Source organism: Streptomyces sp. NBC_00377 (genome assembly GCF_036075115.1).
In the GTDB taxonomy this organism is placed as follows: Bacteria; Actinomycetota; Actinomycetes; order Streptomycetales; family Streptomycetaceae; genus Streptomyces.
The window spans coordinates 7,877,660-7,900,825 of the sequence record NZ_CP107958.1 but is presented as its reverse complement, the minus strand read 5'-3'; the positions used below and the strand labels follow the sequence as shown (position 1 = coordinate 7,900,825).

Here is a 23,166-nt window from a genome sequence, read left to right as displayed (position 1 = left end):
TGCGCCGGAGGCGCAGGGAGTCACGTGCGGTCGAGTCGCGCGTCGAGCGGAGCACAGAGGCACGCCGGACGGAGTTTTGAACACGTTCAAAACAGTAGTAGGGTCGTCTTCCGACACACGGAGGGGGCCTTACCCATGAAGATCGTGCTGCCCGGTGGGACCGGACAGGTGGGGACCGTGCTGCGGCGCGCGCTGACGGCGGCCGGACACCAGGTCACGGTGCTGAGCAGACGGCCCGCGGGCCCTGGCGAGGTTGCGTGGGACGGCCGGACCCTCGGCCCCTGGACGGAGGCGATCGACGGCAGCGACGTGGTCGTCAACCTGGCCGGCCGCAGTGTCAGCTGCCGCTACACACCGGACAACCTGCGGGCGATGATGGACTCCCGGGTGGACTCGGCCCGGGTCGTGGGCCGGGCGGTCTCCGACGCCGCGCGGCCCCCACGGGTCTGGCTCCAGATGAGCACCGCCACCGTCTACGCCCACCGCTTCGACGCGCCCCACGACGAGTCCACCGGCGTGATCGGCGGGACGGAACCCGGCGTCCCTGAGTACTGGGGCTACAGCGTGGACATCGCGACCGCCTGGGAGCGGGAACAGGAGAGCGCCGACACGCCGCACACCCGCAAGGTGGCCCTGCGGTCCGCGATGGTGATGAGCCCGGACCGGGGCGGGGTGTTCGACGTCCTGTCGCGGCTCACCCGGCTCGGTCTCGGCGGCCCGGTCGCGGGCGGCCGTCAGTACGTGTCCTGGATCCACGACCACGACTTCGTCCGGGCGGTCGAGTTCCTCGTCGCCCGGGAGGACGTCGCCGGGCCGGTGAACCTGGCCGCCCCCGCCCCGCTCCCCCACCGCGCGTTCATGCGCGCGCTGCGCGGAGCGTGGGGTGTGCCGGTGGGCCTGCCGGCGACGAGGTGGATGGCCGAACTCGGCGCCTTCGCCCTGCGCTCGGACACCGAACTGCTCCTCAAGAGCCGGCGCGTCGTCCCCGGTCGTCTGCTCGACGCGGGCTTCGTGTTCGACCACCCCGAGTGGGCGGGGGCCGCCGCCGACCTCGTACGACGGGCGCGGGGCCGCTGACACGGGCCGTCCGGGCCGGGACGGCACGGGTCATGGAAGCGGCCGTGCCGGGCTGGGGTGAGGAGCTGTCAGGAAGGCGCGCTCCCGCGCCGGGTGCCCGCGCTGTGCGCCGCAGGGCCGGACACGATGCCGGTCGAGGACGGGCTCGTGTCCGGCGTCCACGAGCCGCGGATGAGCCGGCAGCGGATGAGCCGGCAACGGGTGGGGCCGCGCGGACGCGCACAGGGCTTGCACGTCCGCGCCGCCGTCCTCGGTGAGCGTCAGCCCGTCGCGCGGACCGCGTCCAGGATGAGGTCCGCGACCGCCTTCGGCTGGGACACCGCGACGGCGTGCGAGGCGCCGTCGAGCTCGACGATCGTCGCCCCGGCCCGCGTGGCGCCGAAGCGCTCGACCTCGGGGTTGATGGCCTCGTCCGCTCCGGCGATCAGCGCCCAGGACGGCTTGGTGTGCCAGGCGGCCGCGGCGGCGGTCTCCCCGAACACGGCGGCGGCCAGCGGGCGCTGGGCCGCGGCCAGGATCTTGGTGACGCCCGGGGGCAGATCGGCGGCGAACACCGACGGGAAGGCGTCCTCGGCGATGGTGACCTCGACGGCCGGGTCGCCGCCCGGCACCGGGTACGTCCACTCCTTGAGGTTGCTGACCAGCGGCGAGAGCGGGAAGCGGTTCTGCAGCTCGCCGAGGCTCTCGCCCTCCTCCAGGACGTAGGCGGCGACGTAGACGAGGCCGACGACGTTCTCCGTGGCACCGGCCACGGTGATGAGGGCGCCGCCGTAGGAGTGTCCGACGAGGATCACGGGGCCGTCGATCTGGGCGGCGACGGAGGCCACGTACGCGGAGTCGGAGGCGAGGCCGCGCAGCGGGTTCGGCGGGGCGATCACGGGAATGTCGTGGCCCTGGAGCTCGGCGATGACGCCGGACCAGCTGGCCGCGTCGGCGAACGCTCCGTGGACCAGAACGACGGTAGGGGTGGTGGTCATGGCTTTTCTGTCTCCTGGAGGTCAGACGTGCAGGGCGTCGCGCAGGGTGCCGACGGCCAGGGTGATGGCGGCCTGTGCGGCGTGGGTCTCGCGCAGGGCGTTGAGCATGACGAAGTCGTGGATGATGCCCTGGAAACGGACCGCGGTGACGGGCACGCCCGCCTCGCGCAGCTTGTTGGCGTAGGCCTCGCCCTCGTCGCGCAGCACATCGGCCTCACCGGTGATGATGAGGGCCGGAGGCAGACCGGTCAGCTGCGCGGTGGTGGCACGCAGCGGCGACGCGGTGATCTGCGCACGCTCCGCCTCGCTCGTCGTGTACTGGTCCCAGAACCACTGCATGCCGTCACGGCGCAGGAAATAGCCCTCGGCGAACTGATGGTAGGAACCCGTGTCGAACGCCGCGTCGGTCACCGGATAGAACAGCACCTGCTGCACCAGCGGAACACCACCGCGCTCCTTGGCCATCAGGGTCAGAGCCGCACTCATGTTGCCGCCGACCGAGTCGCCGACGACCGCCAGCCGGCCCCCGTCCAGCCCGCGCGACGCGCCCTCCTCCACGATCCACCGGGCCACCGCGAAGTTCTGCTCGACGGCCACCGGATACCGCGCCTCCGGCGAAAGGTCGTACTCGGGGAACACGACCGCCGCACCCGCACCCACCGCCAGCTCACGCACCAGCCGGTCGTGCGTGTGCGCGTTGCCGAACACCCAGCCCGCACCATGAATGTAGAGAATCACCGGCAACGTCCCCGAAGCACCCGCCGGCCGCACGATCCGCACCCGCACACTGCCCGTGGGACCACCCGGGACGGTCACCCACTCCTCGTCCACCGCCGGCGCGTCGACCTCACCCGACTGAACCTCGTCGACGGCCTTGCGCCCCTCGGCCGGCGGCAGATCGAACAGAAACGGCGGACGGGCGGTCGCCTCGGCGAACGCCTGAGCGGCGGGCTCGAGCACCGGCGTGACCGGCTCGACGACGTCGGACATGGCATCTCCTGCTGCTATCGATGTGCGTTGTCTTGCCCCGTCACGCTAAAACTGCCACGCGGGCGGGGTTTGTCCACCTGTGCACGAACGCTGTGCTGTCAGCGCACAGAGGCCTTTTCCCGCGACCTTGCACATGGCTCGTGCATTGCCGACACATTTCCCGTGCGTTGCCGGAACATTGCGGGACCTCCGGGTTTTCCGCGGCGGGTTCCGTCCCCGGGCGGAGCGAGAACAAGGGCGTGACGGCCTACGGCCGCCTGAATTTCTGAAGAGCAGTCGGACGGCTCGGACGGCACCGGGTCCGGTCGCCCGAAAGGCCGCCCGCCGTCCCGTTCAGCGAGGTCCGGCCCACGCGCCGCGCCCCGCGGTGTCCCGCCATTCACGGGGGGACATGCCGTAGGCGGACCGGAAGACCCGGCTGAAATGCGTGGCGCTCAGGAAACCCCACCGGGCGGCCACGGCCGCGATGGTCCGGCCCCCGCGGCCGTACCGCGTGAGATCGCGCCGGCATTCCTCCAGGCGGCGGCGGAGAATCCACCGGCCGACCGTTCTGCCCTCGTCCTTGAACAGCTTGTGCAGATAGCGCACGGAGATGTGGTGGGCACGGGCGATGACCTCCGGGGACAGGTCCGGGTCGGTCAGGTGCAGTTCGACGTACTCCAGGATGCGCCCCAGCACCGCAGGGCGCGCGCCGGGCGTACCCGCTGTCGCGGACGTGCTCGGTGCTCCCGGTGTTCCGGACGTCCCAGGCGCCCCGGGTGGCGCGTACGGTCGGGGTGTTCCGGGCGCCGCTGAACCCAACTGCTCGGCGGCGAGGGTCGCCAGCAGGTTCACCACGTTCCAGGCGAGCATCTCGCCGACCGGGGGCCGGGCCTCGGCGGTCGCCCGCGCCAGGTCGGACAGCAGCGGCGACAGCAGGGTGCCCAGCCCCGAGGAGCGGGCGACCGGCGTCCGCGCGATCCGCCCCACGTCGGAGTCGGCGAGGCCCAGCAGGTCGGCCGGGACGAGGAACACCGTCGCCCGGAACGGCTCGCGGAAATCGAGCGCGGGGGCGCGGCGGACGTCGTAGAAGCAGACGTCCCCGGGTGTCAGAGGCAACGCGGGGGCGTCGAGCGGCTCAGCGGGAGCGGTCGGACCGGCGGAAGCCGTAGCTACGGCGAGGCCGGGAGGCGTGAGGGAGCCGAGCGGAGCGGCGGGAGCGCTTTCGGGCCGGCCGCCGGTCCGCAGTCCGACGAAGAGGTACTCGCCGCCGTCACGGGCGAGCAGCCGGTGGGCGCGGTGCGACGACGCCTCTCCCGGCAGCCGGGCCGGTGTCTCCTCGCCGGTCATGATCTCGACGCCCAGGGGTGTCCGGTTCGCGGACGCGCCGGGAGTGCGGGTGCTGTCACAGGTGCTCGTGCTGGTGCTGGGCATCTTCCGCCGTAGCCTCCGGGGGATCGTCGATCACGTCGTGCGGACGGTAGTTGGGCGGATGTGCAAAAAGAGTGACAACGAAGTGACGACGCCTTCACGAGCCTCCCGCACGGCCCTCCGCCTCGGCGCGCTCCGTGGCGAAGGCCCGCAGCAGGACGTGCAGGGCATAGCGCCCCGGTGCGGTTTCCGTGAGGAGGTGGGCGTCGGCCAGCACGCCGAGCAGCAGCCGGGCCCGGCGGACCGGCAGACCGGCGAGCACGGCGGCCCCGGCCGCCGTGATGCCGGGTCCTTCGTGCCGGGGCAGCAGCCGGAACAGGCGTCTGGCGTCCGGCGCAAGGAGCCGGTACGAGCTCAGGAACGCCTCACGGGTGGTGGCGAGGGCGCCGAGACCGCCGTGGGACTCGCGCAGTCCGGCGGCCACCGCGGCGAGCGGGATGTCAGGTCGGCCGGCGGCGTGCGCGGCGACGCCGGTCAGCGCCAGGGGCAGCCGGCCGCACCGCGCGACGATCTCGTCGGCGGCCCGGGCTTCGGCGGCCACCCGCGCGGCGCCGATCCGCCGCGCCAGCAACGCGTGCGCGTCCTCGGCGGACAGCGGCGCGAGACGGAGCGGACGTGCACCCGAGGCGACCAGACCGGGCAGTCCGTGGCGGCTGGTGACCAGCGCCAGACTGCCCGGCCCGGCAGGCAGCAGCGGAGCCAGCTGCGCGGTGCCGGCGGCGTCGTCGAGGACGACGAGGACACGCCGACGTGCGAGGAAGGTGCGGTACGCGCCGGTGAGGGCGTCGACCCCGTCCGGTGTGCGGGGCGCGGGAACGCCGAGCGCCGTGAGCATCCCGCGCAGCGCGTCGGCGGGCCGCACCGCGGACCGGTCCGGATCGGAGCCGCGCAGCGCCACGAACAACCGGCCGTCGGGGAAGCGGTCGGCGGCCCGGTGCGCCCAGTGCACCGCGAGGGTGCTCTTGCCGATCCCGGCCATCCCCGTGACCAGGACGACGCCCGCCGCCGAACCGGCCTCCTCCAGCCACTCCGACTCGGCTCCGCGCCCCACGAAGAACCCGGAAGCCGACGGCAACCGAGCAGACGGCACCGCCGCCGCCACGTCACCGCCCCCACCGGCACGGCTGAGCGTGCCGGTGGCCGGAGTGGGCGGTCGGGTCTCGGTGTCGGGGGCCGGGTGCGTCCCCGTGGCGGTGACCGGGCGGCCGGGCCGCACGACCGGCCCCTGTTTCGACCGCCGTCCCACGTCCTGGCGCAGTACGCGGGTGTGCGCCGCCGCGAGTTCGGCGCCCGGGGTGAGGCCCAGTTCACGGCTGAGGCGCCGGCGGATGCCCTCGTACGCCCCCAGCGCCTCCGCCTGAAGGCCGCAGGCGGCCAGGGCCAGCACCAGTCTGGCGTGCAGCGACTCGTCGAGGGGATCGTGCGCGGTGGCCCGGCGCAGGGCGGGCAGCACCTGGTCGGCTCTGCCGCACAGCAGTGCCGCGTCCGCCGCCAGCCCGGACGTCTCCAGGAGTTCCCGCTGCACGGCCGTGAACTGGACGTGCTCGCGCACCGACGCCGGAGCCCCCATCGCCACCGGTCCTCGCCACTCCTCCAGCGCCAGCACGAACCGGCGCGCGGCCGTCTCGGGACGTCCGGTGGCCACCGCACGCTTTCCCTGCCGGGTCAGCTCGCGGAAACGCAGCAGGTCGACCTCCTCGGGGGCCGCCTCCAGGAGGTAGCCCCCGGCGGTGCGCGGCAGACGCCGGCCCGGCGCGCGCGGCGGCAGCCCCGGTTCGAGCAGCCGTCGCAACGCGCCGATGTAGCGCCGCACCACGTTCGGCGCGCTGGCGGGCGGCCGCTCGGCCCACAGCACGTCCATGATCTCGCTCGCGGGCACGGTCCGTCCCGCGTGTGCCAGGAGCAGGGCGAGCAGGGCGCGCTGCTGGGGGAAACCGGGATCGAGCTCCCGCCCCTCCCGCCAGACCCGTACGGGCCCCAGCACCTCGAAGCGCATCACCTCACTCAAGACCGTGTCCGAGCCGCGAGGACCGGCCGGCCGGCCCGGTCAGCCGGTCCGGCCCGGGCGGGACCGGTGACGGCGCCCGGCCCGGCGGCGCGATCGGACCGAGCCTCACGGGCAGGACCGCACACGCTACGACCGAGCCGTCGGAGCCGAGAGGCCGCCCTACCGCCGCCGTGTCGGAGCCGAGAGGCCGCCCTACCGCTGCCGTGTCGGAACCGAGGAGCCGGAACATCCCCCACCCGTCGGCGCCGGGGAGCCGGGACACTGCCGACCCGTCAGGTCCGGGAGGGCGGGACACCGCCCCGGGCGCGGGGCCCTCGCACTGGCGGGATGCCGTCCCGAATCGGCGCGGGGAGGCCGGCGAAGGCCGGTGCCGGGGCCGGTGCCGGTGCCGGTGTGCGGGCAGGGGCGGGGCTTCAGACGGCACCGGCGTGCCCCTCCCGTGCGGTCAGCCGGGCCTCGACACGCTCGGCGTCCGGGTGGTTCAGGGCCCGCAGGAGGACAAGGGCCTGCTCCCACGCCGTGCGGGCGCCCTCGTGATCGCCGGTGGCGAGGTGGGTGTCACCGACCCGGACGAGAATGTCCGCCTCGACGTACGGCACACCCAGGTCCCTCAGCAGGGCGAGGGCGTTGCGGTAGCCGAGGAGGGCGTGCGGGTGCCGGCCGAGGTGGTGGTGGGCGTAGGCGATGCTGTCCCAGGTGGCGGCCTGGCCGTAGCGGTCGCCGAGTTGCTGGAGCATGGTCAGCGCCTCGAAGCAGTGCGTCAGGGCGTGCCGGTACTCGCCGAGCAGGGCGTGGTACCAGCCGACCGAGTTCAGGACGCTGGCCTGCGCGGCGCGTTCGCCGAGGGCACGGAACAGGCCGAGGGCGACCTGGTTGTGCCGCAGAGCCCCGGCCAGGTCGCCCTGCTGCTCGCGTTCCCAGCCCAGACTGCGGTGGGTCTGGGCGCGGCCGGTGGCGTCGTCCAGCTCGGTGAAGAGTTCCAGGGCCCGTTCCAGCCGGGGAACGGCCCGGGAGTGCAGCCCGAGCCGGCCCTCCACGCGGCCCAGTCCGCGCAGGCCGCGGGCCTCCAGTCCGGGATCGGCGAGCCGTCGGGCGGCATCGAGGGCGGTGCGCTGCACGGCGAGCCCGTCGTGCCAGTGTCCGCGCCGGTCGAAGAACGGCTCCAGGGCCCACGCGAGTTGGCAGGCGAGACGTTCCTGCGCGGGTTGCCCCGAGGCGGCGGCCGCGTCGACCACGGCGAGCAGCACCGCGTGCTCGGCGGTGAGCCAGGCCAGGGCGCGGCTGTCGTCGGCCAGGGGTTCGGGGTGGACGCCTTCGGGCGCGGGGGGCGGGGGCAGCGGGTCGGCGTTGGGTGCCAGCAGCACGTCCGCGGCGTGGGCGGTGTGCAGGTAGTGGTGGTACAGCCGGTTCAGGGCCGCCCTGCGGTCCGTTCCGGTGTGGCGCTCGTCGACGAGTTCGGCGGCGTGGGCGCGCAGCAGGTCGTGGAAACCGTAGCGGCCGGGACTGTGTTCGGTGACGAGGTGCAGGCCGGTCAGTTCGGCCAGCAGCGGCCGGGTCCGGCGTGCGGGCAGGCCCGCGAGGGAGGCCGCGGCCGGCAGGGAGAAGTCAGGACCGGGGTGCAGGGCGAGCAGACGGAACAGCCGGGCGGCCGCGGCCGAGACCGCGCGGGAGGACCAGGAGAAGACGGTGCCGACGTCCACGGAGGCGTCGGAGCGCGCGAAGGCGTCGAGACTGCCGTGGGCCTCGCGCAGTTCGCCGGCGACGGCGGCGAGCGGGAAGTGCGGGTGACCGGCGGCCCGGGCGGCCACGCAGGCGAGGGCGAGGGGCAGTCCGGCGCACAGGTCGCTGATCTCGTCCGCTGCGGCGGGCTCGGCCGCGACCCGCTCGGCGCCCAGTCTGCGGACCAGGAAAGCCCGGGCCTGGGCCGTGTCGAAGGGGTGCAGGGTCACGCAGTGGGCGCCATGGGCGGCGACGAGCCCCGGCAGCCCGCTTCGGCTGGTCACGAGGGTGAGGCAGCCGGGCGAGCCGGGCAGCAGCGGCCGCACCTGCTCGGTGTCACGGGCGTTGTCCAGCACGACGAGGACCCGCCGGCCGGCGAGCACACTGCGGTAGAGCGCGGCCTGGGCGTCGACGCCGTACGGGACCCGTTCCGGCGGCACCCCGAGCGCGTCGAGGAACCCCCGGACCGCCTCCCCCGGGTCCATGACGGCGCCGGACGGATCGAAGCCGCGCAGATTGACGTAGAGCTGGCCGTCGGGGAAGCGGTCGGCGACCCGGTGCGCCCAGTGCACCGCGAGTGTGGTCTTGCCGATGCCCGCCATTCCGCGGATGGCGCTGATCACCACGGTCCCAGGCCGGGGGCCGTCCGCACCGGACAGCGCGAAAGCCTCGTCGAGTTCGGCGCTCCGCCCGGTGAAGGCCGGTATGTCGTGCGGCAGTTGGGCGGGCGGCGAGAAAACGGCCGGCAGCGTCGGGGCAGCCCCCGGCGCCACGGCGTCGTCCGGGCCCGAGCACGGACCCCGCACCCCGTCGGGGCCGGGTGCCCCAAGTGCGTCCTGGGCATCCTCCACTCGCCGGGCCCCTGCCCCCTGCGTCTCCGACAGCACCGTGTCGCGGGCGTCGCGCAGGTCCGCGCCGGGGTCGATCCCCAGTTCCTCGGCCAGCCGCGCCCGTACGGCCTCGTACACGGCCAGGGCTTGTGAGCGGTGGCCGACCGCCGCGAGCGAGAGGAGCAGTGCCGCCTGGAGGGGTTCGTCCAACGGGTGCCGTGCCGCGGCCTCCCGCAGCTCGGGCAGGACCGCCTCCGGTCTTCCGGCGCGCAGCGCGGCGCCGGCCGCCTGCCGTACGGCGGCGAGCCGCTCGCGGTCCACGGCGTCGAACGCCGGGTGCGCGCGGGCCTGCTCGGGGATGCCCGCGGCGAGCGGCCCGCGCCACAACGACAGTGCCTCGGTGAGGAGTTCGAGGGCCTGCCCGGGTGAGCTGTCCGCGGTCCTGCGCCCTTCCTCGCACAACGCGCGAAACGTCAGGAGGTCCGCGGAGTCACCGTCGGTCACCAGCCGGTATCCGCCTGCGTCCCGTATCAGCCTGCGGCCCTCCGCGCGGGCGGCGAGGCCGGGCTCCAGCAGCCGGCGCAGCGCACCCACGTGACGCCGGACGACGTTGACCGCGCTGCGCGGCGGGTCCGCTCCCCAGAGCACGTCGACGATGTCGCCCACGGCCACCGGCCGCCCCGCCCCGACCAGGAGCAGGGCCAGGAAGGCACGTTCCTGCGGCCCTCCGAGCTCCAGTTCCACGTCCCCCCGGAAGACCCGAACCGCCCCCAGGACCGCGAACCGCACCGGCTCCAGCGGCACGTCATCCCCTCTCCGGTCTTCCTCCCCGGCTCCGACTGTACGACAGGAGAGACGTTACCCAGCGTTACCCCCAACGCGTTCGGGCTCTCCCGAAGGCGCCCGCGACGCACTGAAAACTAGTTGAGCTAGGTGAAAACCTAGGGATACTAGGAAGCCGGACGGCGCGTGCCGTGCCGACGACCGACAGGAGCACGTGATGCACCCGCACCGGACCGGCGCCCTGGCAGTGCCCGGCGCCACCCTGCACTACGAGACGCTCGGCAGCGGACCCGTCCTGCTGCTCATTCCCGGCGGCGCGGGGGACGCCGGCCTGTACGCGGGCATGGCGCCGGAACTGGCCACCCGGTACACCGTGGTCTCGTACGACCCGCGCGGCATGTCCCGCAGCCCTCTCGACGGCCCGGCGGACGCACCCCGCACCGACGAACGGGTGGAGGTGTGGAGCGACGACGCCCGCCGGCTGCTCGAACGGTTCGCCGGAGACGAGGAGGCGGTGGTCCTCGGGTGCAGTTCCGGCGCCGTGGTCGCGGTGGAACTCCTCGCCCGGCACCCGGAGCGGCTGCGCCGCGTGGTCGCGCACGAGCCGCCGTTGCTGGAACTGCTGGAGGACCCCGTCCCTCCTCGGGCCCTGTTCGCCGAGGTGCGCGAGATCCTCCGCGCCGAGGGTGCCGACGCCGCCATGACCCGGCTCGGCGAGGGCCTGGCGGACGGGGCGGCCGAGCGTGCGCCGGCGCGGCAACCGACGGAACTGCCTCCGGGGATCCAGGAGATGGCCGGCCGGATGCGCGCCAACCTGCCCGTCTTCCTCGGGCGGGTGCTGTGCCCCTTCTCCTCCGCCCTGCCCGACCTCGCGGCCCTGCGCCCCGTGGCCCACAAACTGGTGCCGGCCGCGGGGCGCGACTCCCGCGGCCGGCTGCCGCTGTACGGGCCCGCCGCGCGCCTCGCGGAGCTCCTGGGATCCGGGCTGGTGGAGTTCCCCGGCGGCCACCTCGCAGCCGTCGAGTCCCCGAAGGAGTTCGCCGACCACCTGCTGACCGTCCTGGCCTGACCGCCCGGAGCGCCGGCCCGGCCCGGCCGGCTGCCGACCGGCGGCCCGGAATGACGGCCGGGGCCGGCTGCCGACCGGCGGCCCGGAGTGACCGGTCGGCGTGACCGGCGGACCGGAGGCGCACGGCGCCGTCGCCCCGGAGCCCGCCGGACCGGCGAAACACGCGCTCGGGGCCCCGGGACGACCTCGCCCGGGGCCCCGGGAACCGGGTGTGACCGCCTGTCAGCAGGTACGGCCGGTGTAGTGGGCTCCCTGGATCTTGTCGGCGGAGCCCAGCCACGAGATGCCGGGGCCGACGCACCGCTCGTAGTCGGCGGCCCAGGCCACGTCCACCTTGATGACCACGCGCGAGCCGTCGGAGGTGCAGTGGTTGTAGAAGGCGTCGGAACCGGTCTCGTAGAAGCCGCAGGGGTCAGCGGCCGCGGGGCTCGCGGTGGCGGCCGTCAGCGCGCCCAGCGAGGTGAGCACGAGAGCGACGGAACCGATGGTGCTGAGCACCGTACGACGAACACGCACAGCGGATCTCCTTGGGTGAAATGAAGGTCGGAAGACCGGGTCGGCACGGGAAAAGGCGCAGGTCCGGTGCGGACCGGCAGCCGCACCAGGATCGTGGCGGGCTCGCCGGAGTTGACCGCACACGCGGCCCGTTCACCCCGCGAATCGTTTCGCCGCTGCTCCGTCGGAGTGATCACCCCGGAAGAACGACCCGACGGCGGAGATCGCCGGTACGGCCGACGGTTTCACCCGGGTGAGCGCCTTGAGTGGTGGAGAGGCGCTCGCTGGCTGACGGTGGATCACGTCGGGCCGGGTCGTGTCAGCTGACGAGGTGTCGGCTGCCCGGTCGTGACGGAAGGACCATCAGATGCGTTCTGCTCGCTTGATCCTGGCCACCGCGGCGGCTTCGGCCGCCCTCGCCATCGGCGCCCCGGGCGCCTACGCGGTCGGCGGTGACACGGACCACGACGACTCGTCCTACACCAAGGAGGACACCTCCTCGTACAGCTCGGAACACGGCACGGAGGAGGACTCCTCCTACGGCAAGGAGGAGGACTCCTCCTCGGGCAAGGAAGAGCACGGCAAAGAAGAGCACGGCAAGGAGCACGGCAAGGAGCACGACTCCCCGCACGGTGGCATCCACACCGGCGGCGGCGCACTGGCCCTGACCGGCGACAGCACCGACCGCGGCGCCGCCAAGGACCCCCGCTTCGACCCCGAGACCTACAAGGACAAGTCCGCGGAGGGCTCGGACAGCTCCCGGGAGAACGGCAACGACTCCTGGAGCGGCGGCAAGGAGGAGTCCGGCGGCTGGAGCAAGGAGCACGACAAGCCCAGCGGCGGCATGCACACCGGTGGAGGCGCCCTCGCCACCCCCACGTCGACCGCCGCCGGACTCGGCCTCCTCGCCGTCGCCGGCACCGGCCTGTACGCCCTGCGCCGCAAGAAGACGGCGGGAGGCGCGGCCTGACCCATGCCTGACGCGATAGCGAAGCCGCGGCCGCCACGCATGCCCCCGCGTGGCGGCCCGGCCGACGTCTGCGCCCCCACACGGCCCGCTCCCCGGCCGGGCCTGTCCCGTCACGGTCCCGTCACGGATCGTATGCGGGAACCCTTTCGCCCCTGTCGGCCCGCCCGCTTCGCCCGTACACTGACAAATCGTAGACGTGCGGGCGCAGTTGATCGGGGGGAGCCGCCATGTCGGGGGACCAGTACGGCAGATACGACGACACCGACCAGAACACCTTCTACTACGTCCCGCCCATGCCGCCGGCCCCGCCGGCTCCACCGCCGGCCCCGGCGGACGGCGCGCGGGCCGTCGCGGTGGCCGTGCTCAACCTCAGCGGTCTGGGCCTGGGCTACGCGCTGGTGCGCCGCTGGGTCCTGATGGGGCTGTGCTGGGCCGCCACCGCCGTCCTGCTGTTCGTGGCGCTGCCGGCGGATCCGGACGGTGTGCCGGACTCCGCCCTCGTCCTGTACGGCGTGTTCCTCGCCGCGGCGGCGGCGCACGGTGCGCGCGTGGGCCTGCGCACTCCGCTCGCGGGGCTGCGGCGCGCGCCGCTGGCGCTCGGGCTCGCGCTGCTCCTGCTCGTCGTCCCGGCCGCGGGCGTCGTGCTGTACGACGACGCGCGGGACGAGGCGACCCAGCAGATGCTGCTCGACCGGCTCGACGAGGCCGACCGGCTGGTGCAGGCCGCCGGTGACCGGTCGTTCGAGTCGGCCCGTGCCGACTACCGCAAGGCGCTCTCGGTCTATGCGGACCTCAGGTCCGACCACCCGGGCTCCCGGGCGGCCGAGCGGGTGCCCGCACGGATGAAGACGTACTACACGACGGTCGGCGCCCCGTACGCGCAGGGCGACTACTGCCAGGCGGTGGAGCCGCTGAAGTATCTGCGCACGGTTCCCAAGAGCCTGCCCGGGACGGACCTCGGCACGCTCAGGACCTGGCCCGACGACCGGCTTGCCACCTCGCTGTACGAGTGCGCGTCGAAGGCGCTCACGGCCGGCGAGGCCACCTGGGCGTCGCAGTACGGGGAGCTGCTGTCCACGTTCCCCGAGTCGGACCAGTCCGCGAAGGTCGAGCCGTCCGTGGCCGCCGCCGTCACCCGTACCCAGAAGGACCTGAACGGGGCCGAACCCTGCGCGGCCGTCCAGCGGCTGAGCACGCTCGGCTCGCAGATCGACGGCCTCCAGGCCGGACAGGCCGACGTCGGCGCCGCTCTCGACAAGGACGCCCAGCGGGCCGCGGGCAGCGCGGACGCCGGCGCGTACACCTGCGGCGTGGACCAGTACCGCGACGGGGACTTCGAGTCGGCGCGGACGACGATGGCCGAGTACGTCTCCGACCACAAGACCGCCAAGAACGCGGCCCTGGCGACGAAGATCGCGATAGCGGCGGAGGTAGCCCAGACCGTGCCGGCCGCGGGCAGGAAGCTGCCGACGAACCGCACCGGCGGAAGCATCTCGGTCACCGTGCAGAACGACAGCCCCGACGAGGTCACGGTCCTCTACACGGGTCCGGTCACGGGCAGCTTCACCCTCAAGGCGTGCGGCAGCTGCAAGGCCTATTCCCTCGGCAGCACCCTCAACCCGTCCTTCGAGCCGTGCAACGACAGCGGTAGGAACTATCCGCAGCGCACGATCAGCCTGCCGGTCGGCACCACCTACTTCCTGCACAAGCCCAAGGGCGACAGCCTGGCCACCCCCGCCTCGGACACGGCCAAGCTCCAGTCGGGCTACATCTACACGGAGTGCGCCTACACGACACAGAGCCTGGGGACGGGGCTCTGATGAGGAATTCGGAGTGAAAAGACCGGGAATTGCGGTTCGTTGAACAGCCGTCAATTGCCGACTCGGTTACTCCTAGGCCGATGTGACGGGTGATAAGGTGCGCCGGATTTCTCTCGCGCAGGGCCCCCACACGAAAGCCTTGAGATACTCCATGAACGACATAATGGCGGAAACTCCCGTGCATTCCTTTGCTCCGGGCGGTCGGCGCCGTCACCGCAAGGCGAAGCAGAGCGGCACCGGTGTCCGGCGGGCGGTCGTGCTCGCACTGGCCCTGCCCGTCACGTCGGCGGCCCTGGCCGGCCCCTCGGCGTTCGCCGCCGAGAAGGGGATCGGCACGACGGCCAAGGGCACATCGGCGGCCCGGACTCTCGACGCGGACGACCAGCAGATGGTCACCAACCTCGAGGCCCGGGTCGTCGACCGGCGGCTGGGTTCCACGGTCAGCGGTGTGGTGCTCGACTCCGGGACGGACACCACCCTGTGGGACCACAACGGCGCGACCGCGCTGATGCCGGCGTCCAACACCAAACTCGCCACGGCGACCGCCGCCCTGACGGTGCTCGGCCCGGACCACAGGTTCACCACCCGGGTCGTGTACGGCAACGGCACGCTGACCGTGATCGGGGGCGGCGACCGCACCCTGACCAGTGCCGACCTCGCCGAACTGGCGAACACGGCGGTCGCCGGCCTGAAGGCGGCGGGGCTGATGTCGGTGAAGGTCGCCGTCGACGACAGCCTCTTCGGCGAACCGACCCTGGCGGTCGGCTGGAACAGCGGCTACTACCCCGACTCCGTGGCACCGGTGCGCGCGCTGGTCGTCGACGGGCACGGTGTCCAGGACACCTCGATCGACGCCGGGCAGGTCTTCGCCCGGCAGCTCACCGCGGCCGGGGTCACCGTCGACGGCGCCGTCACCCGTGCCGAGGCGGGACCGCACGACGTACCGGTGGCCCGGCACCGGTCGGCGCCGCTGTCGGACATCGTCCACACGATGATCAAGGTGAGCGACAACAACATCGCCGAGACCCTGCTGCGGATGACCGCCCTCGGCGCGGACCGCCCGGCCACCTTCGAGGCCGGCACGGAGGTCGTGCGTCAGGTGCTGAGCCTGCGGTACGGCGTGTCCCTGAAGAACTTCGAGATCCACGACGGCAGCGGCCTCTCGCGGGCCAACCGCATTCCGGCCGCCACACTCGCGGAAATCCTCGAACTGCTGACGGAATCCCGTTACTCCGCCACCCTGAGCTCCATTCTGGACGGACTGCCCGTCTCGGGTGAGGCCGGCAGCACTCTCGGGCCCGAGTGGGGCCGATTCGACGACGTGAACTCCAAGTGCGCCGTCGGCAAGGTGCACGCGAAGACCGGCACCCTCACGGGGGCCATCGCGTTGAGCGGCCTCACGCAGGGCAAGGACGGCAAGTGGAAGGTGTTCTCCTTCATCGAGAACGGCTCCACGGCCGACCCCGGCGAGATCAAGGACGCCATGGACGGGCTCGCGGCGACGGTGAACGGCTGCTGGGCCTAGCGCGGACGCGAAGCACGGGCCGGGCCCCCCTGGGGGTCCGGCCCTTCTTGCCTCCCGGACCGGGACTTTTCAGGTGTGACCCAAGCCACAAGAAGACGCTACCGTTTCGATGAGCCGGAGGGTTACGCTGGCCAGCAAGTGAACGAAACAGTTTCGTTCATGAGAGGCGTACACCCCCACTCGCATGGAGAACACAGCCATGGCCTCCGTACTCATCGTCAGCGACCAGTCCCTCCAGCGCGTCGGTCTGCGCATGCTCCTGAGCGCCGAGCCCGACCTCACCGTCGTGGGCGACACGGCGAACGGGGCCGAAGCGGTCCGTATGAGCGCCGCGCTCCGTCCCGACGTCGTCCTGATGGGCGGCGACCGCTCCCGGACGGACGGCACCGAGACCATTCGCCGCATCGCACACCCGTCACACCTGACGGCGGTCCACGGACCCGCCGGGCCGGACGGGCAGCCGCCGCGGATCCTGGTGCTGACCTCGACCGGTCACGAGGGGCAGGCCTACGCCGCCCTGCGCGCGGGCGCCGGCGGATTCCTCATCGAGGACTCCACGGCCCACGAACTGACCGCTGCCATCCGCATCGTGGCCGCCGGAGACGCGGTCATCACCCCCGAACTGACCCGCGCGCTCATCGACACCGTCCGCCACGCACGGGCCCCGCGCCACGGCGAGCGGGCGACCGGAATCGCCTCCCTCACCGAGCGCGAACGCGACGTCCTCGTCGCCGTCGCCTCCGGCTGGTCCAACGCGGAGATCGCCGCCCGGCTCTCCATCGCCCCGACCACGGTCAAATCACACGTGAGCCACATCCTCACCAAGATCGGCGCCCGCGCCCGGGTCCAGGCGGTCGCCTTCGCGTACGAGTACGGGCTGGTCCAGCCGGCGGCCTGACCCGGCCCGGCCCCTCCCCCGTTCCGCTCCCGGCCCCGTACCCGCCCTGCGGGTACGGGGCCGCGTCCGGCGGACGGACCCGAGGCCTGTCGTTTCCGATCAGGTCGCGCGTCGCGGGGTGTGGCACGCACATCTGCGGCGTTGTCGTCGGTCGCCGACTCCCCCACTCTCGGCTTCACTCGACCGGGGGGACCCCCATCGCGTCGACTCCCTCCTCCGCCTTGCAGCTGCACACCACACCCCGCTCGGGCCGGCCCACAAGGCACCGTGAGTCAGGCCGACCTGATCCGAACGAGAGGCCCTAGCCGCGGTCGCGCAGGTGCACGCGGGCCAGCAGCAGGTTCGGGTCCCGCTGCGTGAAGTACGCCGCGCCCGGGACGTAGGCGGTCCGGCCGCGTACGGCCACGGAGGTGGGGTTGGACAGCCCGTCCTTGGAGGTGAGGACGACTCGATGGGTGCCGTCCGGGCGGACCATCGCGACCTCGCTGCCGCCGGTCAGCGCGACGAGAGCCGTGTCGCGGTGCCGCTCGACGAACCCGAAGTCGTCGATCGCGTAGAGCTGGGTCGCCCGGGTCTCGATCGCGCAGGCGGAGCCGTTCTGGCGGACGCGGATGCGCATCAGCGTCCCGGCATTGGTGTTGGACACCCACACGGCGTCGCGGTGGAACCGCAGGCCGTTGGCCCCGACCCGGGCCGCGGGCCGCGGGTTGCGCGGCTCCAGCGCGGCTCCCGTGGCCCACGCCTTGGGCGTGCCGCCGGAGCGCGGGACACGCCAGATCGTGCCCAGCACCGAGTCGGCGGCGTAGAGCACACCCCGGCGCTCGTCGAGGGCGAGGCCGTTGGGGAATCCGGTCGGCGGCAGCTGCGCGATCTGCCGGGGCTTGCCGCCGCCGGCCGGGATGCGCCAGATGCCGGTCGCGGCGGTGCCGGTGGCGTAGTTGACGAAGAGGGTGCCGTTCTGCGCGCGGGCGATGCCGAGGACGACGGCCGCGCCGACGACGGGCGTGTGCGGGTTCGCCACCGCGGGCAGCGTCGCGAGGACCCGCGTCCGGCCCTGCCGGGTGACGTTGACGACCTGCCGGGCGTTGGAGAACGTCAGATCGGCGGAGCCGTCGGGTTCGAGCGCGATGTTCTCCGGTGACTCTCCCCGGGCGAGGTCGAAGTGGGCGACGACGCGCGGTGCGGAGACGTTCGGCTCGTCTCCCGTGGCCGGAGCCGTGGCGAGCAGGCCGAAAGCGAGGACGGCGGCGGTGACAACCGCCGGACGGGGGGCTCGGGGCATGGGACCCTTCCTTGCAGGGAAGTCGGGAACGCCGCAGTGCGGCGGCCAGACGACCATGGCTCCGGGCGGGACCCGGCCGCCGCAGTCACGGCCGGGGGATCGCCCGCGTGGCCCAGGGCATGGACCCGCCTGCCGCTCACCCGGGTGAGCCGGCGATGCACCAGACTGTGCGGGGCGGACGGGCGACCGGTCGGAATCCGTCCGGCCCGCCACCGGTCCGTACGGTCTGCGAATCCGGACGGCCGCCCCTCCATACGGACACCCAGCCGGACCGACGCCCACCCGGATCGACACCCACCCAGAAGGAAGCACAGCGTGATCATCTTCGGCACCAAGGGATACCTCTACCAGCTGGCGATACTGACGCTCGTGTGCGGACGCTGCGGGAACCCCGCCGCGCACACGCTGCGCAAGCGGGTCACGAAGTTCACGCTGTTCTTCGTACCGCTGTTCCCGGTCTCGACGAAGTACGCGACCCAGTGCACGTTCTGCGGCGCGGAGCAGAAGCTGACCAAGGAGCAGGCCGAGCAGCTGACGGCGCAGGGCGGCGTCGGCGGCCGGCCGTACGGGCAGCCGCAGCAGCAGCCGTACCAGCACTGACGGGCCGTACGGCCCGCTCGGCTCACCGGCCCGCTGCGCCGGTCAGCTCGGCCCGCACGCAGGCGGCCCGCAGGTCGGGGGTGCAGATCTGGGCGATGGTGTACAGGCCGCCCTCGACCAGGGTCCGGCGGATGTCCTGTGCGGTCACCGCATGCGGCTGGAGCAGGACGGACGGGATGCGGCGGTGGGTGGGGCTGTCGATGGTCGTCCTGGCGCTGTCACGGGGGTCCTCGCCCCGCCCGACGGCGACGGCCATGGCGGCGACCGCGGCGGCTTCCTTCACGAACGGCTTGTAGACCGTCATGTACTGCTCGCCCTTGACGATGCGCCGCACGGCGTCGAGGTCGGCGTCCTGGCCGGTGACGGGCGGCATCTCGGTGACGCCGGCGCTCTTGAGCGCGGCGACGACGCCGGCGGCGATGTTGTCGTTGGCCGCGAGGACTCCGCCGATCCGGTCCGGGCCGAGGGCCGCGATGGCGGCGGACATGTTCGTGTGGGCGTTCTGCGTGCTCCAGTCCAGGGTGTTGTAGGACCGGGCGACCCGGACCCTGCCGGCGAGCTCGGAGAGCGCGCCCCTGCGGTACGAGGCCGCGTTGGGGCTGGTGGGATCGCCGTTCATCATGACGACGTCGCGGCTCCCGGCCTCGCGTTTCATGGCCTTCACCAGGGCCTCGCCCTGGAGCCTGCCGACCTGGAGGCCGTCGAAACCGACGTAGCCGGTGATCGGGCCCTCGGCGAGGCGGTCGTAGGCGATCACCTGGACACCGTCCCGGCGCGCCTCCTGGATCGAGGAGCGCAGCGCCCGGGTGTCGGCGGCGTCGAGGATGAGGACCCTGGCCCCCTTGGTGACCATGGAGATCATCTGCTGGCGCTGCCGGGTGACGTCGTTCTCGGCGTTGGCGTACTCCACCCGGCAGCCGCCGCACCTCTTCTTCACCTGCGCCTCGATCAGCGGCCGGTCCGCGTGTTCCCAGCGCGGGACCGCGCGGCTCGGCAGCAGCAGGCCGACGGTGAAGTCGTCCCCGGCCGCCTCGCCGCCTCCGCCGCAGGAGGCCAAAGGCGTCGTCAGGAGCGCCGTGGCGAGTACCGCGACGACTGCTCCGCGACGCGTCCTCATGGTGTTCCTCCCGGTACGGCGATCTCGCTCCACACCTGTTTGCCGCCGGCCACCGGGACCGAGCCGAACGACTCCGACATGGCCTCGACCAGCAGCAGGCCCCGGCCGCCGGTCGCCTCCCAGTCGACGATCACCGGTTTGGCCGGCGCGCGCGGCGAGGCGTCGCTCACGCAGACGCGCACCCGGTCGCCGCGCAGGATCAGGTCGAGACGGACCGGTCCCTGGGTGTGCACCAGGGCGTTGGTGACGAGTTCGGAGACGACCAGGAGCACGGCGTCGGCCGTCTCCTGGACCTTCCAGCGGCGCAGGGTGCGCGCCGTGAAGCGGCGGGCGTGCATGACGGCGTCGGGCAGCCGCCACACCATCCAGCCGACCTTGACCGGCCGGGTCTTCATACCGTCGTAGCGCAGGAGCAGCAGCGCCACGTCGTCCTCCCGGCGGCCGGCGTCGCCGAGGAGTTCGTCGGCCATCTTGCCCGGATCCGCGGGGTCGGCCGCGGCGAGCGCGACGCGTGTGCGGCGCATGCCCTCGTCCAGGTGCAGGTCGGCGGCCTCGACCAGACCGTCGGTGACCAGGGCGAGGACCGTGCCGGGGGCCAGTTCGAGGGCCGTCATGGGGAAGTCCGCCTCCGCGAGGATGCCGAGCGGAGGTCCGCCCGCCACCTCGACCTCCTCGGTGGCGCCGTCGGGCAGGCGCAGCAGGGGGGCGAGATGTCCGGCCCGGACGAAGAGGACGTTGCCCTCCTCCATGTCGAGTTCGGCATAGCAGCAGGTGGCGAACAGGTCGGTCTCCATGCCGACCAGGAGCCGGTTGGCGTGCGAGACGACCACGTCGGGCGGGTGGCCCTCGGTGGCATAGGCGCGGACCGCCGTCCGCATCTGGCCCATGATCGTCGCGGCCCCCGCACTGTGTCCCTGGACGTCTCCGATGACCAGGGCCACCCGGTCCTCGGACAGGGCGATGACGTCGTACCAGTCGCCGCCCACCTGCAATCCGCGCCGGGCGGGCAGGTAGCGGGCGACTGCGGTCCCGCCGGGCAGTTCGGGCAGCCGCCGGGGCAGCAGGCTGCGCTGGAGCATCGTCGCGAGTTCCTGCTCGGCGTCGTGCGCGTGGGCGCGTTTGAGGGCCTGGCCGACCAGGGCGGCGGTGGCGGTGAGCAGGGACCGCTCCTCGGGCACGAACTCGTGGGGCCGGTCCCAGCCGACCAGGCAGACCCCGGCCACCTGGCCCTTGGCGGGGAGCGGCAGGACCGCCAGTCCCCCGGCGCCGATACCCGCCAGACCGGCTTCGAGAGCGGTACCGGCGGGCCAGAGGTCCATCCGCCCGTCCCGCAGGGCCGCCTGGAGGGTGGGCAGGGCGCGCAGGGGCGCGTCGGGCCATTCCGTGCGCCACTCGGCGCGCCAGATCTGCGGCCAGGCGCTGGGCTGGGGCGGGTCGAGGACGGTCACCATGACCCGGTCGTCCTGGAGTGCGGCGACGGCCACGTGGTCGGCGGCCAGCGGCTCGCGCAGGGCCGCGACGACCACCCGGCCGACGTCGCGGACCGTGGCGGCGTCGTCGAGGGCGGCCGTCAGCCACTGGATCCTGGAGACGTCGTCGCCGCCGCGGCGCAGTACCGGGGTCGCGGTCACCACGCCCAGGACCCGCTGCGGCCCGTCGTGGGCGTCCGCCTCCGCCCGGCAGCTCAGACTCAGCCAGCGCATCTCGCCGGTGGGGCCACGGACCCGGAACTCCAGGTCCCGCCGGCCGAAGGCGTCGGTGGACAGTTCGAGGACCGACATCAGGGCGTGCATGTCCTCGGGGAGGGCGTGGGCGAGCAGGGTGTCGACCTTGCCGTCGAAGTCGTCGGGTGTGATGCCGACCAGTTCGAGCAGGGTGTCGTCGGCCTCGATCAGGCCGGTGTCCGGGGAGAGGACGAAGAAGCCTGCCCGCAGACTCCGCAGGGCGGGGTCCAGCAGCGGCGTCGGCCGCGGCAGGTCCGGGCCCGGTGGGAGGAGTTCGGTGACCGCGTCGGCGTACCGTTCCCAGAAGCGGCGCTGCTCGGTCTCGAAGCCGTCCGCCGAGGCTCCGAGGACGAGGAGGCAGCCCAGCCGGCCGCCGAGCGGCAGCGCACCGAGCGGGGCCCCGGAGGTCAGCCACAGGGGGCTCTCGGTCCGGAAGGCGCGTGCCGCGGGCGAGTCACCGGACAGGAGCAGGCGCTCCGGCGGCGCCGATCCGGACGAGGTGCTTCCGGACATGTCCACCAGTCGGAGTTCGCGTGTGCCGGCCCCGGACGCGTAGACCGCCGCCAGTGTCGCACCGGCGAAGGTCAGGGCCTGGTCGAGGCATGTCCGCACCGTACCTCCCGTCCTGGCGCAGGTGCCGACAGGTTGAGATCGGGGCACCCAAGCACCAGAATCGCATATACGGGTCAACCGAACATATCCACCTTATTGTCGTCTATGGCAGGTATCACCCATGAAGGCCTGCATAAGGGCCACGGCCGCCGCGGTGACCGCGGTCTCCACCGCAGTCGTCCTGACGGCCTGCGGGACGAGCGCCGGCGACGCCCCCCACGAAGAGGACGGGCCGCACATAGGTCTGCTGCTGCCCGACGCCACCACCGCCCGCTGGGAGGCCCAGGACAGGCCCCTGCTGGAGAAGGAGATCGGCGGACTGTGCGCCGACTGCGTCGTCGAACACGCCAACGCCAAGGGTGATGTGGCCCTCCAGCAGGAACAGATGGACTCGATGATCACCAACGGGGTCGACGTCATCGTGCTGGTGGCCGTGGACGCCCGGTCGCTGGGCCCCGCAGTCACCAAGGCGCACGAGGCGGACATCCCCGTCATCGCCTACGACCGGCTCGCCGAGGGCCCCATCTCGGGTTACGTCTCCTTCGACGGCGTGGAGGTCGGCAGGCTCCAGGGCCGGGCGCTGCTGAAGGCGATGGGGGACAAGGTGCCGGGGGCGCAGATCGTCATGATGAACGGCGATCCCAGTGATCCGAACACCAAGTCGTTCGAGGAGGGCGCGCTGTCCGCGCTCGGCACCAGGGTGAAGATCGGCAAGGCCTACGACACGCCGCAGTGGCGCACCGAGACCGCGCACATGAACATGTCCGGGGCCATCGCGGCCCTCGGCCTCGACTCCATCGACGGGGTCTACGCGGCCAACGACGGCCTCGCCGCCGGAAGCATCTCCGCCCTCAAGGCGAACAAGGCGGACCCGCTGCCGCCGGTCACCGGGCAGGACGCGGAGCTCTCCGCCCTGCGGCGCATCCTCGGCGGCGAACAGTACATGACCGTCGCCAAGCCGTTCAGGCCCGAGGCGGCCGCCGGCGGCGCCATGGCCGTGGCCGCGGCCCGCGGGGAGAGCCTGGACCAGGTGGCCGAACAGCAGGTGCCGACGCGCGGCGGGGACGCGGTCGCCGCCGTCCTGCTCACCCCGGTGTCGGTGACCGCCGAGAACATGGAGGACACGGTGGTCAGGGACGGACTGCACACCGTCCGGCAGATCTGCACCCCCGAACTGCGGGCCGCCTGCGTCCGGGCCGGACTGACCTGAGCGGACGGCCCGGCGGCCCGGGCGAACGGCCCGGCCGGCCGCCCCGGCCG

Annotated in this window: 17 protein-coding genes; 8 read left to right on the top strand and 9 right to left on the bottom strand. The window is 73.2% G+C overall.

The features are described from left to right. The first annotated feature begins 135 nt into the window (after positions 1 to 135). Positions 136 to 1,077, top strand: coding sequence for a TIGR01777 family oxidoreductase (locus tag OHS71_RS35165; RefSeq protein ID WP_328483346.1), 942 nt, complete (start codon positions 136 to 138; stop codon positions 1,075 to 1,077). Positions 1,078 to 1,337: 260 nt separating this feature from the next. Here OHS71_RS35165 and OHS71_RS35160 read toward each other — a convergent pair whose 3' ends face one another. The 5 genes from OHS71_RS35160 to OHS71_RS35140 all read right to left on the bottom strand — a co-directional run bounded on the left by OHS71_RS35160 (position 1,338) and on the right by OHS71_RS35140 (position 9,815). Beyond that, on the bottom strand, positions 1,338 to 2,054 hold the full coding sequence (locus OHS71_RS35160) for an alpha/beta fold hydrolase (RefSeq protein WP_328483345.1): 717 nt from the start codon (positions 2,052 to 2,054) through the stop codon (positions 1,338 to 1,340). A gap of 21 nt (positions 2,055 to 2,075) precedes the next feature. After that, complete coding sequence (locus OHS71_RS35155) at positions 2,076 to 3,044, bottom strand: alpha/beta hydrolase (protein ID WP_328483344.1); 969 nt, start codon at positions 3,042 to 3,044, stop codon at positions 2,076 to 2,078. A 333-nt stretch (positions 3,045 to 3,377) separates the two neighbouring features. Beyond that, positions 3,378 to 4,457 (bottom strand): helix-turn-helix domain-containing protein, encoded by a 1,080-nt coding sequence (locus tag OHS71_RS35150; RefSeq protein WP_328483343.1) that lies wholly within the window; start codon positions 4,455 to 4,457, stop codon positions 3,378 to 3,380. A 94-nt stretch (positions 4,458 to 4,551) separates the two neighbouring features. Further along, the gene (locus OHS71_RS35145) at positions 4,552 to 6,453 is read right to left on the bottom strand and encodes an AfsR/SARP family transcriptional regulator (RefSeq protein ID WP_328484752.1); all 1,902 of its coding nucleotides are present in this window, start codon (positions 6,451 to 6,453) and stop codon (positions 4,552 to 4,554) included. 422 nt (positions 6,454 to 6,875) lie between these two features. Beyond that, entirely contained in the window at positions 6,876 to 9,815 is a 2,940-nt protein-coding gene (locus OHS71_RS35140; RefSeq protein ID WP_328483342.1) for an AfsR/SARP family transcriptional regulator, read from the bottom strand. Between the two features lie 196 nt (positions 9,816 to 10,011). Here OHS71_RS35140 and OHS71_RS35135 point away from each other — a divergent pair, with 196 nt between their 5' ends. Continuing rightward, positions 10,012 to 10,863, top strand: coding sequence for an alpha/beta fold hydrolase (locus tag OHS71_RS35135; protein ID WP_328483341.1), 852 nt, complete (start codon positions 10,012 to 10,014; stop codon positions 10,861 to 10,863). Between the two features lie 222 nt (positions 10,864 to 11,085). On the opposite strand, the gene OHS71_RS35130 is transcribed toward OHS71_RS35135, so the two are convergent. Then, positions 11,086 to 11,379 carry a DUF6355 family natural product biosynthesis protein gene (locus OHS71_RS35130; protein WP_328483340.1) on the bottom strand — a complete coding sequence of 98 codons (294 nt, stop codon included), beginning with the start codon at positions 11,377 to 11,379 and terminating at the stop codon, positions 11,086 to 11,088. A gap of 346 nt (positions 11,380 to 11,725) precedes the next feature. Here OHS71_RS35130 and OHS71_RS35125 point away from each other — a divergent pair, with 346 nt between their 5' ends. The 4 genes from OHS71_RS35125 to OHS71_RS35110 all read left to right on the top strand — a co-directional run bounded on the left by OHS71_RS35125 (position 11,726) and on the right by OHS71_RS35110 (position 16,571). Further along, a complete protein-coding gene (locus OHS71_RS35125; RefSeq protein WP_328483339.1) occupies positions 11,726 to 12,328 on the top strand; it encodes a hypothetical protein in 603 nt (200 codons plus the stop codon). Positions 12,329 to 12,555: 227 nt separating this feature from the next. Continuing rightward, the gene (locus OHS71_RS35120) at positions 12,556 to 14,148 is read left to right on the top strand and encodes a hypothetical protein (RefSeq protein ID WP_328483338.1); all 1,593 of its coding nucleotides are present in this window, start codon (positions 12,556 to 12,558) and stop codon (positions 14,146 to 14,148) included. Between the two features lie 151 nt (positions 14,149 to 14,299). Next, positions 14,300 to 15,673: a D-alanyl-D-alanine carboxypeptidase/D-alanyl-D-alanine endopeptidase gene (dacB, locus tag OHS71_RS35115; RefSeq protein ID WP_328483337.1), complete on the top strand. Its 1,374-nt coding sequence runs from the start codon at positions 14,300 to 14,302 to the stop codon at positions 15,671 to 15,673. Between the two features lie 199 nt (positions 15,674 to 15,872). Then, a complete protein-coding gene (locus OHS71_RS35110) occupies positions 15,873 to 16,571 on the top strand; it encodes a response regulator transcription factor (protein ID WP_328483336.1) in 699 nt (232 codons plus the stop codon). A 301-nt stretch (positions 16,572 to 16,872) separates the two neighbouring features. Here OHS71_RS35110 and OHS71_RS35105 read toward each other — a convergent pair whose 3' ends face one another. Further along, the gene (locus tag OHS71_RS35105; RefSeq protein ID WP_328483335.1) at positions 16,873 to 17,853 is read right to left on the bottom strand and encodes a hypothetical protein; all 981 of its coding nucleotides are present in this window, start codon (positions 17,851 to 17,853) and stop codon (positions 16,873 to 16,875) included. A gap of 315 nt (positions 17,854 to 18,168) precedes the next feature. On the opposite strand from OHS71_RS35105, the gene OHS71_RS35100 reads away from it, so the two are divergent. Further along, entirely contained in the window at positions 18,169 to 18,453 is a 285-nt protein-coding gene (locus OHS71_RS35100; RefSeq protein ID WP_328483334.1) for a zinc-ribbon domain-containing protein, read from the top strand. A 22-nt stretch (positions 18,454 to 18,475) separates the two neighbouring features. On the opposite strand, the gene OHS71_RS35095 is transcribed toward OHS71_RS35100, so the two are convergent. Both OHS71_RS35095 and OHS71_RS35090 read right to left on the bottom strand, forming a co-directional pair. Beyond that, positions 18,476 to 19,570 carry a substrate-binding domain-containing protein gene (locus OHS71_RS35095; protein ID WP_328483333.1) on the bottom strand — a complete coding sequence of 365 codons (1,095 nt, stop codon included), beginning with the start codon at positions 19,568 to 19,570 and terminating at the stop codon, positions 18,476 to 18,478. Beyond that, entirely contained in the window at positions 19,567 to 21,906 is a 2,340-nt protein-coding gene (locus OHS71_RS35090; protein WP_328483332.1) for a SpoIIE family protein phosphatase, read from the bottom strand. Before OHS71_RS35090 ends, OHS71_RS35095 begins: the two co-directional genes overlap by 4 nt. A gap of 121 nt (positions 21,907 to 22,027) precedes the next feature. On the opposite strand from OHS71_RS35090, the gene OHS71_RS35085 reads away from it, so the two are divergent. Continuing rightward, positions 22,028 to 23,116: a substrate-binding domain-containing protein gene (locus OHS71_RS35085; protein WP_328483331.1), complete on the top strand. Its 1,089-nt coding sequence runs from the start codon at positions 22,028 to 22,030 to the stop codon at positions 23,114 to 23,116. Positions 23,117 to 23,166 lie beyond the last annotated feature (50 nt).